The sequence below is a fragment of the Gemmatimonas phototrophica genome (assembly GCF_000695095.2).
GTDB lineage: Bacteria > Gemmatimonadota > Gemmatimonadetes > Gemmatimonadales > Gemmatimonadaceae > Gemmatimonas > Gemmatimonas phototrophica.
In genome coordinates this window covers 233,264-246,095 of the sequence record NZ_CP011454.1, presented here as the reverse complement: position 1 = coordinate 246,095, position 12,832 = coordinate 233,264, and the positions used below count along the sequence as shown (strand labels likewise).

Genomic DNA, 12,832 nt, shown 5'->3' with positions numbered 1-12,832 from the left:
AGCGCCGGGGTCCGCACACAAAAGAAGATGGTCCGACGGTGCGCCGTTCCGGACAGCGTCTCACGTATCCTGCGCGTCGATTTCTTCCTGGAGCGCCTCGAGTTCCGCGATTACCTCGAGGTCCTTGGGGCGACCCGCGGCGCGCTTCACACGCACCAGCCACGGCAGGTCGAGCAGCTGCAGGTCGCAGCCGAAGATGGTAATCGGGAGGGTATGCGCGAGGAGTTCTTCATAGTGACCGCCGCCGGTGATTTCGCCGAGCAGATCGATGGCCCCCGCGCTGGTGGTGAGGGTGAAGTTCAGCCCCGCCCGCAGCGTGGCCACCGACCACTCGAACGGCAGCCCCGGTGGTGCGCCACGCAAGTAGGGATTGAGCGGCCCAAGCGCCTCCACCAGGCGAGCGAGATTCGCTGGCGAGCGTGCGTACGAGATGTCGAGGTCGTCGGTGAGCCGGGAGGAGCCGTGCGCGCGGGCGGCGACCCCACCCACCACGATGAACTCCACGCGGGCCTCGTGGAGGGCCCGTAGCAGTTGCTCAAGCTGGGTCATGGTTCGCCGGCCCGTGGCGTGTGGCGCGCCCGCTTTGCCCGCGCAGTCGCCTCGGCAAGGGCCCGCCCATTCTCCTGCCACTCGCCGAGGGTGCGCAGCCGCTCGTCAACGGAGCGGCGCAGATTCTCCCGTAGCAGCGTCCGATCGACGCCTTGCTTGTACAGCGCAACCACCGGATCTGGGGGCGCCACCGGGGTCAGGGTGACCTGCAGCTGCATGCCCACCGCCGCCGCGAGGCGCGCCAGCGTCTCCACCGTAGGATTGCCGTCGCCACGTTCGAGGGCGGCGACTGCCGACTGCGACGTACCGACGCGATCGGCCAGCTCCCGCTGGGTCAGATAAGCGGCCTGACGCGCTTCACGGACCGCGCGGTGAATGGTTGATATATTGTACATAGTATCAGTATATCCATTGCCATATGTTTTTCAACTGATAGTTGATGCGCCGGGAACGGATTCGTTGCTGGTCTCTTGGTGGATGCCGGGTCCGGTGACCACATCGTGGAATCGCTCGCCGTCCCGCACGACCTCACCCAGCTGTCCAGCAGCTGGTGTATTCTTGCACTGGGTCCGCACCAGCGCGCGCGCCGCGGGCCTATCCGTCGTGCCCGACGACTTGCCACTCACCGTGCATTCCTAATGGTCCCTTCGGCGCTTTCCTCGCTCACGTCCTCGCGTCTTACGGCACACGCACCGCTCGCCCCCTACACCACCTTCAAGATTGGTGGGCCGGCCGAATGGCTGTATGAGGCCACATCGGCCGACGACCTGGCCGCGGCCATCACGGCGGCCTGCTCGGCCAGCATGCCGTGGTTCGTGCTGGGGTTGGGGGCCAATATTCTGGTGGGCGACAAGGGCGTGCCCGGGTTGGTCATTCGCAACTGCGCCGCCGCCCACACGCTCAGCAGCGACGGCGTGCTCTGGTCCGAAAGCGGCGCCGTGGTTGGCGACCTGGTACTCGACACGGTCCGCGCCGGCTGGTCGGGGCTCGAGCACTACATCGGCATTCCCAGTACGGTGGGCGGCGCGCTCTGGCAGAATCTCCACTTTCTGTCGCCGGCCCCCGAGCGGGAACGCACCATGTTCATCAGCGAAGTCTTCGCCGACTGCGACATTCTCACCGAAGAGGGGGAACGCCGCACGGTGAACGCCGACTACATCCAGTTCGGCTACGACGATACGGTGTTTCATCACCGGCGCGACGTGGTGCTGAGTGCCCGCTTTCAACTCGAGCGCGCCGACCCGGCTCGGCTCCATCAGATTCTGCAGGAGAATCTGTCGTGGCGCGGCTCTCGGCACCCGTGGCTGCAGGTACACCCCAGCGCTGGCTCCATCTTCAAGAAGATCGAGGGCGTGGGGGCCGGCCGGCTCATTGATCAGTGTGGGCTCAAGGGGTTCCGCGTGGGCGACGCACAGATTTCGCATATCCACGCGAACATTCTGGTGAACCTCGGCCACGCCACCGCGGCCGACGTGCGTGCGCTCATTGCCCACGCCCAGCAGGCGGTTCGGGAGAGGTTCGGATACCAGCTGGAGCCGGAGATCGGGTTCATCGGGGAATTCTGATTGGGCGGAAACGCTCGGACGCGTCCTCGGTGTCGAAACGCTGGTACGTGATTTCCCGTAGCTCTAGGGAGTCACCCCTTTGTTTCTCTGACACCTCCCGACGTGCCCCGTCGTTTTTCGCTGATCCCTCTCCTGTTCGCGTTGCTGGCGCTCTGTGCCCCGCCGGCGTTCGCCCAACAGCTTGATGTCATCCGTGGCCGCATCACCGGCCAGGACAACGAACCGCTCGAAAACGTGTCCATCGTGATCACGTCGCTCTCGGGCAACGTAAACCGCACCGCACGTACCGATCGCGCCGGGCGTTTTACGGTCACGTTCCCCAACGGCGATGGCGACTACATGGTCACCATCAACGCGGTGGGCTTCGCGCAGCGCCGCTTTGAAGTGAAGCGGGCCGCCGACGAAGATGTGTTGCTGGCCGACGCCAAGCTCACCAAGGTGGGGACGGTGCTCGATGCCATGCGCGTGACCGCCGAACGACAGCGCGTGTCGCGTGGGGAAGTGGCGCAGGATATTGGTGGCACCGAGCGGACCATCAGCAACCTGGCCGCGCTGCCCCCCGACCAGATGGGAGACCTCGCCGCCATGGCCGCCACCTTGCCCGGCGTGCAGTTGGTCCCCGGTCAGGATGGTGGGGCCAATGGGTTTTCGGTGCTGGGGCTGGGTGCCGATCAGAACAACACCACGCTCAACGGCATGATGTTCGGCGGCGCGGGATTGCCGCGCGATGCCGGCGTGCTCAGTTCGCTCATTACCTCGCCGTACGATGTATCACGCGGTGGCTTCAGCGGCGGGCAGTTTCAGCTGCGTACGCGCTCGGGCACCAACTTCAGCAATCGCGGGCTGAGTCTCGTAGGTGACGCCCCACAGTTGCAGTGGACCGATGCGGCGGCGCGCGCGACCGGGCAGGAGTACACCAATGGGTCGCTGGGGGGCAGTGTCTCCGGCCCGCTGGTGTTCGACAAGGCGTTCTACAATGTGTCGTATCAGCTGGGGCGTCGCAGCAGCGACCTGCAGTCGTTGCTCAACACGTCGTCGTCGGGGTTGCAGGCGAGTGGCGTGAGCAGTGATTCGGTGACCCGTCTCGTGGGCATTCTGGGGTCGAACCGTGTCCCCATTACCAGCGGCGGCATTCCCGGCAGTCGGCTTACCGACCAGGGCTCGTTGCTGGGGGCCATCGACTTTGCGCCGCCCTCCAGCAGCAGTGGCGCCGCGTACAACCTCACGGTGAACGCGGGGTGGAACAAGCAGAACCCGGCGTTCACGCCGCTCACCACGTCGTTGCCCAATACGGGGGCAGAACGCACCAGCTGGAACGGTGGCCTGCAGGGGCGACACAGTGGCTACTTCACGCTCTTCGGTGTGGGAATGCTCACCGAAACCAGCGCCGGCTTCAGTGCCTCCAACGCCGAAGGCGACCCGTATCTCAACCTGCCGGCAGGACGTGTGCGCGTGAACTCCACCTTTGCCGACGGCAGCAGTGGGGTGCAGGTGCTGTCGTTTGGTGGCAACCAGTTTCTGAACACCACGCAGCAGAGCACGAGCCTGATGGCCAACAATACGCTGTCGTGGTTCAGCGGCAACAACAAACACCGTCTCAAGCTGGGCACGGAAATCCGTCGTGACGGCTCGGCGCAGGATCAGACGACCAACCGGCTGGGCACGTTTACCTACAACTCACTGGCCGATTTGCAGGCCGGGTTGCCGCTGTCGTATACGCGCACGCTGTCGCCGCGGGAGCGTGATGCCAGTGTGGTGATTGGGGCCATCTCGCTGGGCGATTCGTACCGTCGCTCGCAAACGCTGCAAATTCAGTACGGCGTGCGAGTGGACGCCAATCAGTTTCTCAACACGCCAACGCGGAACACCGACCTCGAAGCGCGCTTGGGCCTTCGCAACGATCGAGTGCCCAACGGGGTGTTCGTGAGCCCGCGCATTGGCTTCTCGTGGCAGTATGGCACAGGCCCGCAAATCGGGGCCTTTGAAGGCGCCTTCCGCGGCCCGCGTGCCGTGGTGCGCGGCGGCGTAGGCGTCTTTCAGAACACGCCGCAGGCCACCACGATTGGATCGGCGATCGACAACACCGGGTTGGCCAGTGCCATTCAGCAGTTGGCATGTGTGGGTGGCGCGGTGCCCTCGCCCGACTGGAATGCGTATACGTCGCTCTCCAACATTCCGTCGCGCTGCGCCGATGGCAGCACGGGATCATTGTTCAACAACAGCGTCCCCAACGTGACGCTGTTCAGCAGCAATTTTGCCCCGGCGCGCAGTGTGCGCAGCAACCTGAGCTGGAGCGGCCCGGTGCTCTGGAACCGCTTCAATGCATCGTTTGACGCGACGTACTCGCTCAACACCCAACAGGCCAGCTTCATTGATCGCAACTTTGGCGGCGCGCAGCGCTTCGCCCTCGACAACGAAGACAACCGTCCGGTGTTTGTGAATGTGTCCAGCATTGTACCACTCACGGGTGGTATTGCCGCCGGCGACGGCCGTCAGGTGGCACAGTACCAGCGAGTGTCGGAACAGGTGAGTGACCTGCGCTCGCGCAGCGGGCAGTTCAGCGTGCGCCTGTCACCGTTGGCGTTCAACACCAACTTCAGCTGGAACGCCAGCTACACATATGGCAACGTGCGCGAGCAGTTCCGCGGCTTCCAAAGCACGGCGGGTAATCCACTCGACGTAGACTGGTCGCGCTCAGGGTTTGACTCCCGACACCAGATCACGTACACGATCAACTGGAACGCCTTTGATGTGGTGCGGATTGGCTGGTTCGGGCAGATCCGCTCCGGCACACCGCTGACGCCCACCATTGGTGGTGATGTGAACGGTGATGGCTTTGCCAATGACCGGGCATTCGTGTTCAATCCGGCCGCTACCGCCGATGCCGTGGTGGCCAGCGGCATGCAAGCGCTGCTGCAGAACGGGTCGCGGGTAGCCAAGGAATGCCTGACACGTCAGCTGGGCACGTTGGCGGCACGCAACAGCTGCCAGGGTCCGTGGATCACCACGGCCAATTTGAGCATTGGCCTCAACCCGCTCAAGCTGCGCCTGCCGCAGCGGATGAACATCTCGCTCAACGTGTCCAACCCCATTGGCGCGGCAGATCTGCTGCTGCACGGCGAAAACAACCTGCGCGGCTGGGGACAGCAGCCGTTCCTCGATCAGTCGCTGCTGTATGTGCGCGGCTTTGATCCGGTGACGCGCCGCTACAAGTACGAAGTGAACGAGCGCTTTGCCGCCACCAACCCGCAGTTCCAGCAGTTCCGAGCCCCGGTCACGGTCACGGCGTCGGTGCGCTACGATATTGGCCCCACGCGCGAACGGCAGGTGCTCACGCAGGCGCTCGACCGTGGTCGTCGCACCGACGGCGTGAAGGCCACGGCCCCGCTCATCAAGGCCCAATTCGGCAACGGTGGCGTGCCCAACCCGTTGGGTACCATTCTGCGTGATCAGGATACACTCAAGCTGAGCTCCGATCAGGCCGACGCCATGGCCACGATGAACCGTCGCTATCTGGTGCGTCTCGATTCCATCTGGGCTCCCATTGCCACACAGTTTGCGGCGCTCCCCGACGGCTACGACAAGGATCGCATTTACTTCCAGTATGTGCGCGCGCGTGAAGCCAGCATTGATATGCTGCGTGGCTACGCGCCACAGGTGAAGAAGCTGCTCACGGCGCAGCAGTTCCGGAAACTCCCGCCGTTCATCGCCCTCGCGCTTGACGACCGCTATCTCAAGACCATCCGCTCCGGCACCGCCGGTGGTGGTGGTGGCATGATGCTCAACCCCGGCATGATGATGGCCGGCGGCATGGGCGGTGGGGCGCAGACGATCATCATGCGGCAATAGGCTCCCTGAACGCACTCAGCACCACAAACCTTCCGATCATACTCATATGTACCCTCGCCTCCTTCTCGCCGCCCTCGCCCTCGCTGCCCCCACCCTGCGCGCGCAGGCTCCAACATCCTCCAGCCGTCCAGCAATCCGCCCGTTGGGGAGCGTGAAGGCCGTTTCCAAGGATTCGCTGGGCACGGTGAACAACATTCGCGCGCTCCCCGGCGGCAAGTTGCTGGTGAACGACATCACGGCCAAGCGGGTGCTGCTGCTCGACTCCACGTTTGCGGTGCTCAAGGTGGTGGCGGATACGACCCCCGGAAATCCGAACGCGTACGGCGGCGGGTTGGCGAGTTTGATCGCCTTCCGCGGCGACTCCACCCTGTTCGTGGACGCGCAGTCGCTCTCCATGCTGGTCATCGACGCCAACGGTGAAGTACAGCGAGTCATGTCGGTGCCGCGTGCGCAGGACGCCATGATGCTGGCCGCCGGTGGCATGGGGGCGGGCGCGTACTACAGCGAAGGGCACCTGGTGTACCGCGGCATGCCCGGCATGCGCATGCAGATGTCGAGCACGGGCACACCACAGATGCCCACCATGGCCGACACGATGGCCATTACGCGCGTCAATCTGCAGACACGCGTGGTGGATACGCTGGGTTTCGTGAAGATCCCCAAGACGAATACCAGCATCAATCGCACCGACGATGGCAAAATGAATATCTCCATTGAGGTCAACCCGCTCCCCACCATCGATGACTGGGCGGTGCTCCCCAATGGAACCGTGGGCTTCTTGCGCGGTCGCGATTACCACGTGGATTGGGTGGACGCCAACGGCACGCGTCGCGAGTCCCCCAAGATGGCGTTTGACTGGAAGCGCATGACCGACGAAGACAAGACCAAGCTGGTCGATAGCGTAAAGACCATTCTCGACAAGCAGGCAGCCGCGAATCCGTCGCAGGGCGCAGCGATGGCGTCGGCGTTTGGGGCGGCCATGGGCGGTGCTGGTGGCGCCCGCCCGCAGGTGGTGATGCGCTTCGAGGCCAGTGCCGGCCCGGCTGGTGGTGCGCCGGCGCGCGCGCCGCAGATTTCCGCCCCCAAGATCAACGTGGTGTCGGCCAGTGAGATTCCCGACTACCAGCCGCCGTTCTTTGCCAACAACACCCGCGCCGACGCCGATGGCAACATCTGGGTGCTGACCATTGCGACCAAGCCGCAGCCGGCGGGTTCAGTGTACGACGTGATCAACAGTCAGGGCGTGGTCACGGAGCGTGTACTCATTCCCGAAGGACGTACCATTCTGGGCTTCGGCCCGGGCGGCGTGGTATACCTCGCGCAGCGCACGCCCACCAGCACCGTCATTGAGCGCGCCACGGTGCGCTAGCGCACGCAGCTACTCGGCGGCGATCTGCCGTTTCGCGGTCCGGCACAAGTTCTCACCCTTCCGGCAATAGCTGGTGGTGAGTTCGCCGCGAAGTGGCAGGGTGGCAGCGGGAACGGACAACGCGACCTCGCCCACGAAATAGGCACTGTCTTTGGTGACGGCCGACCCTGCGAACAGCAGGCGTTGGCCGTTTGCCAAGACCAGCACCGGCGGCTGCAGCGCGTTGATCTGATCCCCCGGCGCCGGGTCCATCACAAGGCGTACACCAGCTGCGCTCCGCACCTGCTGCACCGGAGGGCCGCTGTCCGGTACCACGTCACCAAACTTGGGCAGCGTGGGCAGCGCCGAGGCGACCGCGTCAGTTGGCGGTAGCGCCGTGTCTGCCACCTGATCCGATGGCGCATCCGAGCAGGCGCTGCAGAGCAGGAAGGCAGCGAGAATGCCGAGCGTCTTTGGTGTCATGATAAGTGAAGAATATCGTATTTGAAGCTCTACCGCCCAATCCATCGCGAGTACTTGATCAGAAAGACGTGACGGCCGGGGTCGGCAAAGGCGCGGCCCACCTGATTGGCGATATCAAAGTTGGCCGCTTCCAGCTCCGCCTCGCGCTGCTGCGTCCACACAAAGAAGAGCGAACTTCCGGGGCGGTATTCCCAGCGCACCACGGCGTTCCCGCGCAGCGCCCGCACCGTGAAATCCTGCATGGGAACCACAAAGGGCCGCGCCGGCCCGTCGCTATCGGGATCAATCGCGATCCCGCTCCCTGTGGTGGGCAAAAAGCGTCCCCGGTCGCGTCCGTACTCGGCAAACGCAAACTCACGCGGCGTCGTGAACTCCTTGTAGCGGGAGAACTCCCCCGACGACGCAAAAGGCTGCAGGAACAGCTGCAGCGAGAGCCAGGGCGAGAAGGTCCAGTCCACGCGCGTGTTGAGGCGCGCTTCGCGCTGCTGCACGTTGGCAAACACATACCGGCGGCCAAACGTGGTACGGGCCAGCGTGTCAGACACCGCCTGCACGTATTGATCGGTAGTGCGGCCGCTTTCGAGCGAGGGGCCTACACGAATGCGCGCCTGCGGCAGTGGACGCCAATCCAGTTCCACCGACGCGCTCTGCGTCAACCGACCGGTCGGATCGCTGGTCTGTTGCACATTGGCCGACAGAATCAGCGTGCGGCGGCCATCACTCTCTACCTGAAGCGAATGCAGCGTTTGCGTGGGGCGCAACGCGAGAGGGCCCCCACGCAGCAATCGGTCGTTGAAGGTTTCCGGCGAATACGACAAGCGGTACGACGCCGACCAGAAGTTGAGGAACGTGGCATCAGCCAGCACACTCGTGCGGGTTTCAATGCGTTCGCCGTCAAAGTTCTGGCCGAGTGTTTGAAAGACACTGGCGCCCCACTCGCGTGACCAGCGGTTCTGAAACGGATTGCGATAGCGCAGCGCCGACGACAGCGAGCGCACGTCGGAGCGGACCTGAAAGCCAAGGTCGTTGACCTCAAAGCCCGGGCTGGTCTCTTCGTAGGTGAGGCTGCCCAACACCCGCTGTCCCGCCAGCTTTGCGACGGACAGCGCGCCGAAGTGTCCGGTCAGTCGTGTGCGGGTAGGATCAAATTCCACGTGGTCCGCATCCGGGCGCTGAAAGGCCCGGTAGTTGGCCGTCTGCAGCCGTTGCACGACTTCGCGTGAGCCGGTCACGCTGCTCCCCGACCAGACACCGCTCACGGCGTACATGCGGTTGTTCCACGCGTGCTCCCAGTCCACGCCCCCAACGGTAGCCGATGTCGGGAGCCGTATGGCGAGCACGGAATCGCCGAGCGACCGTCGGGTATCGGAGAGGAAGCCGCCCACGCCGGTATTGCCGCCGCGCAACAGGCGACGCACGCGTGACACGTGATAGTTGGAGCGGGGCTCCACGGCCTCGCGCACGACCTGACCGTTCCGGCGCAGCACGTCCGCGTGCTCGTGGGCGGTGACGGCGTTGAGCACCCCCACTTGCCACCCCGACGGCGTGGTGCCTGACAGTTTGACGGCGCCAACAATGGGTGTCTGGGTCGTGATACGAACCGCCTCCACACTGTCACCACCCGGCTGACGCTGCGGAGCGCGACCAACCCGGCGGCTGTAGAAAAAGCGCGGCGGGTCGTTGTCGTTGATGGTTCGGGTGGTGCCAAAGCCAAAACCGTCGGCGTTCTCGAGAAAGAACGGACGCCGCTCCTGGAAGAACACCTCGAAGGCACTGAGATTCACGACCGCCGGGTCGGCTTCCACCTGCCCGAAGTCGGGATTGATGGTGGCCGTAAGCGTGAGCGACTGCGGCAGTTTGATGCGGGCATCGCCACCCAGCGCACCGGCCAGTTTCTGGCCAGGCACAAACCGATTTCGCACCCCCTCCGGTTGTGCTTCGAGCTGGGTGCGGATATACGGAATGAACTCCGTGCGCGAGGGGGGACGCAGCGAATCCAGTCCCACCAGACTGCCAAAGCGCGAGACGAAGCCCGGCGCGTTGGCGGGTGTGGGTGACCAGAACGACTCTTCGCCGTGCCGCGCAATGACTCGCGAAAAGTTGAGCCCCCACGGGCGCACGGCACCAACGCCATTCAGCACATCGTACCGCAACTGCGACAGCGGAATGCGAAACTCGGCGGTCCAGCCGACACTATCAATGCGCGCCACCACATTCCACACCGCATCCCAACTTTCGTCGTCGTTCTCGAAGCTGTCGTTGGTGGTATAGGAGTCGCTCAAGACACCACGCGGATTCACCCCGAAAACAAACGCCGTGCGCTTGTCACCGTAGCTGTCAAAGCCCACGTAGAACCAGTCGGCATAGAGATCGTCGGCATCACGTCGCCCCAACTGTTGCGCAATACTGTCGGGGGCGCTGTCGAAGTTGCGCACGCCCACATAGAGCGCGTCGGCATCGTAGGCAATGCGGACCTCACTCCGCTGCGAAGCGGCACTGCCATCGCGCGGCACGCGCTGCACGAAGTTCGTGGCCACCGGCGCCGTGCGCCACACGGGTTCATTGAGCTTGCCGTCCAGCGTTACGGGAGCCGTAAGCCACTGCGCCGGGAGCGACGGCGACGGCTGCAGGGACGACGGCGACGGCTGCGCGGAAAGCGGTACAACGGAGAGAGTCGCGAGCAGCAGCACGGAGGCGGCGATCGCCGGGCGTACAAGACGCAAACGGTGCGTAACCATTCCGAAGAATAGCCACGCACCGTACAGACAGAAACATGTCCTGCGCGGTCAGCGCCGCATCAGTTTCCCGGACGACGTGGCGGCGCGGGGAGCGTGCCCTTGTTGGCCACGGCCTTGTTGATGGCGTCAACCGTGACCTGCGCCCGGAACGCCACCACTTCCTTGGCCCACTCGGTGATCTGCTTGCGGTTGGTCAGCGACACGCCGTTGATGGTGGCCAGGCCGGCCTTCACGCGCTCATCGTAGCGAATGCTCTTGGGATCGTCGATGAACATGTTCAGCGAGATTTCGGCATCGTCGTGCAGTCCGTCGGCTTTGGTCTGCTTCACGCCCTTCGCTTCCATGTGCTTGGCCACGCTGGCGTAGTCGTAGTACTCCTGTACGTGGGCCACGATGGGCGCCCCCTTCCAGAGCGCCGTGAGCGAATCAGCGACGGCACGCTGACCGCCCTGATTCCCGCCGCTATCGCCAATGTAGATGATGGTCTCGAAGCCGTGTGCCTTGAGGCTGCCGGTGATGTCGGTGAGCAGCATGCGGAACGTTTCTTCGCGCATGCTGATCGTGCCAGGCGATGTCATGTGGCCGCTGGGCGGGTCATAACTGCCTTCGGGGACGAACTTCACAATGGGTGCGCAGAGCGCGTTGCCCATTTTGCGGGCAATCGCTTCGCAGTTGGTGTGCAGCACGTAATTGTGCTTGCCCGTCACCAGCCAGGGACCGTTGGGCTCCATGCCACCGGTGGGGATGATCACCGTCTTCTTGCCCGCCTTGATGGCGTCACGGATATCCATCCACGTCATTTCTTCCAGCCACACCGTGTTGGGCGCCGGGAGCGGATTGGCGGCGTCCTTGCAGTTGTATGGATTATCGGGGCAGTTGCCGCCGCCCATGTTGCGCGGATCGCGCGGCGGGCGCTGCTGCTGCGCGGCGAGCGCGCTGGTCATGACGGTGAGTGCACCCGCCGCCACGAGGGCGCGGCGAAGACTGGAGGTGAACATCGGAGACATGCGGGGGGCTCCCGGGGAGGAAGGAAGGACAGAGGGGCCACGGTGGGAACAGCATCCGGATCCCCAGAGGATGCGCCCTCACGCGCCATGGCGCCAGAGGACTGGGAACGGAGAGCTCACGAACAACGCCGGTATCCCCTGCAGCGTAATACGCAGACATACATCCTCCCGTTCATTTGCGTCGGAGCAGGTTTTGCACGAGCATTCAGCATGACCCGTTCGCCCTCCCTCCCGCCGTACGTTGTCGCCGCTCTGCTGACGGTCTCCATCCCCGCCGCGGCACACGCCCAATCGTCCACCGGAAGCACCGGTAACCGTACCGCCGGCGCCCAACCACCGGTGTCCTCACTCACACCAGCTGACGTCAAGCTCCTGGCGGAAACACACATCGCCATCGGTCTGGTTCATGACTCCGCCGACGCCCGCTCGGCACAGTCGAAGAACAAGACCAAGGACGCCCAGCTCGAACTCGCGCAGAAAAAGCGCGAGGCGGTCGCTCAGGTGCTCACCGCCCGCGGCCTCACCGAAGACGAGTACCAACGTCGGCGGTTCGTCGTGAGCACCAACCTCGAATTGCGTACGCAGTTCGACAGTGTCGTGGCCAAGATCACCGGTGTCCCCATCCCGGGACGTATGGCGGTGGCTGCCGCGCCCGGCTTCGTGCCGGCTGCACAGCTCCCGCCCGGACTCGTGGGGACGCACATTGGCCACGTCACCACGTCCTACGTGGACACGCCCGAAAAGATGGGGCTGCTTCCCATGGCCTTCGCCGAGGCGGCCGTGGCCAGTCAGCACGCCGCGCTCGCGACGCGCACGCCGACCAATCTCGCCGCGATGCAGATGCACGCCGGTCATGTGCTCAACGCGCTCGACCCGTCGCTCATGAAAGAGGGGCCGGGCAAAGGCTACGGACTCAGGAAGGCGGCCGGTGGTGTGGCGCAGCACATCGAGCTGGCGGCCAAGGAAACCGGCGCGTCAGGGGGCGTGAAGATTCACGCCACACACATTGCCGCCGCCGCGCGCGGCACGTTGACGCGCGTCGATGCCGCCATCGCGCTCATCAAGCAGATTCAGAGCGCCACCGACGCCAAGGAGGCCTCGTCGCTCATTTCGCAGCTGGCGTCATTGTGCAACCAGCTCGCCAATGGTGCGGATACCAACGCCGATGGTCGGGTCGATTGGGGCAATGGCGAAGGCGGACTGCAGCAGGCGCAGGAACATGTGCAACTGCTGATCGCAGGCGAAAAGAAGTAGCGCGCTGGCTTCGTGCGAAACGGGGGCGATACCAATGGC

9 protein-coding genes are annotated in these 12,832 nt (G+C 64.3%); 4 read left to right on the top strand and 5 right to left on the bottom strand.

All coding sequences use genetic code 11. The annotated features are described in order from the left end of the window. Window positions 1-60: 60 nt before the first annotated feature. A complete protein-coding gene (locus tag GEMMAAP_RS01055) occupies window positions 61-549 on the bottom strand; it encodes a hypothetical protein (protein ID WP_026849076.1) in 489 nt (162 codons plus the stop codon). Beyond that, entirely contained in the window at window positions 546-944 is a 399-nt protein-coding gene (locus GEMMAAP_RS01050) for a helix-turn-helix domain-containing protein (protein ID WP_053333902.1), read from the bottom strand. Before GEMMAAP_RS01050 ends, GEMMAAP_RS01055 begins: the two co-directional genes overlap by 4 nt. Window positions 945-1,187: 243 nt before the next feature. Between GEMMAAP_RS01050 and murB the strand changes: the two genes are divergently transcribed. From murB to GEMMAAP_RS01035, 3 genes are all read left to right on the top strand, one after another. Beyond that, on the top strand, window positions 1,188-2,114 hold the full coding sequence (gene murB, locus GEMMAAP_RS01045) for a UDP-N-acetylmuramate dehydrogenase (protein ID WP_026849075.1): 927 nt from the start codon (window positions 1,188-1,190) through the stop codon (window positions 2,112-2,114). Window positions 2,115-2,216: 102 nt separating this feature from the next. Then, the gene (locus GEMMAAP_RS01040; RefSeq protein ID WP_026849074.1) at window positions 2,217-5,963 is read left to right on the top strand and encodes a TonB-dependent receptor; all 3,747 of its coding nucleotides are present in this window, start codon (window positions 2,217-2,219) and stop codon (window positions 5,961-5,963) included. A gap of 46 nt (window positions 5,964-6,009) precedes the next feature. Further along, on the top strand, window positions 6,010-7,332 hold the full coding sequence (locus GEMMAAP_RS01035; RefSeq protein ID WP_145978934.1) for a hypothetical protein: 1,323 nt from the start codon (window positions 6,010-6,012) through the stop codon (window positions 7,330-7,332). Window positions 7,333-7,341: 9 nt separating this feature from the next. On the opposite strand, the gene GEMMAAP_RS01030 is transcribed toward GEMMAAP_RS01035, so the two are convergent. From GEMMAAP_RS01030 to GEMMAAP_RS01020, 3 genes are read right to left on the bottom strand one after another with little or no spacing between them, the layout of a single operon-like run. Further along, window positions 7,342-7,794: a hypothetical protein gene (locus GEMMAAP_RS01030; RefSeq protein WP_026849072.1), complete on the bottom strand. Its 453-nt coding sequence runs from the start codon at window positions 7,792-7,794 to the stop codon at window positions 7,342-7,344. 29 nt (window positions 7,795-7,823) lie between these two features. Beyond that, a complete protein-coding gene (locus GEMMAAP_RS01025; protein ID WP_053333901.1) occupies window positions 7,824-10,532 on the bottom strand; it encodes a DUF5916 domain-containing protein in 2,709 nt (902 codons plus the stop codon). Window positions 10,533-10,591: 59 nt separating this feature from the next. Further along, complete coding sequence (locus GEMMAAP_RS01020) at window positions 10,592-11,539, bottom strand: creatininase family protein (RefSeq protein ID WP_082820956.1); 948 nt, start codon at window positions 11,537-11,539, stop codon at window positions 10,592-10,594. Between the two features lie 210 nt (window positions 11,540-11,749). On the opposite strand from GEMMAAP_RS01020, the gene GEMMAAP_RS01015 reads away from it, so the two are divergent. Continuing rightward, the gene (locus tag GEMMAAP_RS01015) at window positions 11,750-12,793 is read left to right on the top strand and encodes a hypothetical protein (protein WP_026849071.1); all 1,044 of its coding nucleotides are present in this window, start codon (window positions 11,750-11,752) and stop codon (window positions 12,791-12,793) included. Window positions 12,794-12,832: the final 39 nt, after the last annotated feature.

Bases quoted from the DNA above. Each gene is read 5' to 3' on its own strand.
- GEMMAAP_RS01055 (WP_026849076.1), bottom strand. From the start codon at position 549: ATGACCCAGCTTGAGCAACTGCTACGGGCCCTCCACGAGGCCCGCGTG.
- GEMMAAP_RS01050 (WP_053333902.1), bottom strand. From the start codon at position 944: ATGTACAATATATCAACCATTCACCGCGCGGTCCGTGAAGCGCGTCAG.
- murB (WP_026849075.1), top strand. From the start codon at position 1,188: ATGGTCCCTTCGGCGCTTTCCTCGCTCACGTCCTCGCGTCTTACGGCA.
- GEMMAAP_RS01035 (WP_145978934.1), top strand. From the start codon at position 6,010: ATGTACCCTCGCCTCCTTCTCGCCGCCCTCGCCCTCGCTGCCCCCACC.
- GEMMAAP_RS01030 (WP_026849072.1), bottom strand. From the start codon at position 7,794: ATGACACCAAAGACGCTCGGCATTCTCGCTGCCTTCCTGCTCTGCAGC.
- GEMMAAP_RS01025 (WP_053333901.1), bottom strand. From the start codon at position 10,532: ATGGTTACGCACCGTTTGCGTCTTGTACGCCCGGCGATCGCCGCCTCC.
- GEMMAAP_RS01020 (WP_082820956.1), bottom strand. From the start codon at position 11,539: ATGTCTCCGATGTTCACCTCCAGTCTTCGCCGCGCCCTCGTGGCGGCG.
- GEMMAAP_RS01015 (WP_026849071.1), top strand. From the start codon at position 11,750: ATGACCCGTTCGCCCTCCCTCCCGCCGTACGTTGTCGCCGCTCTGCTG.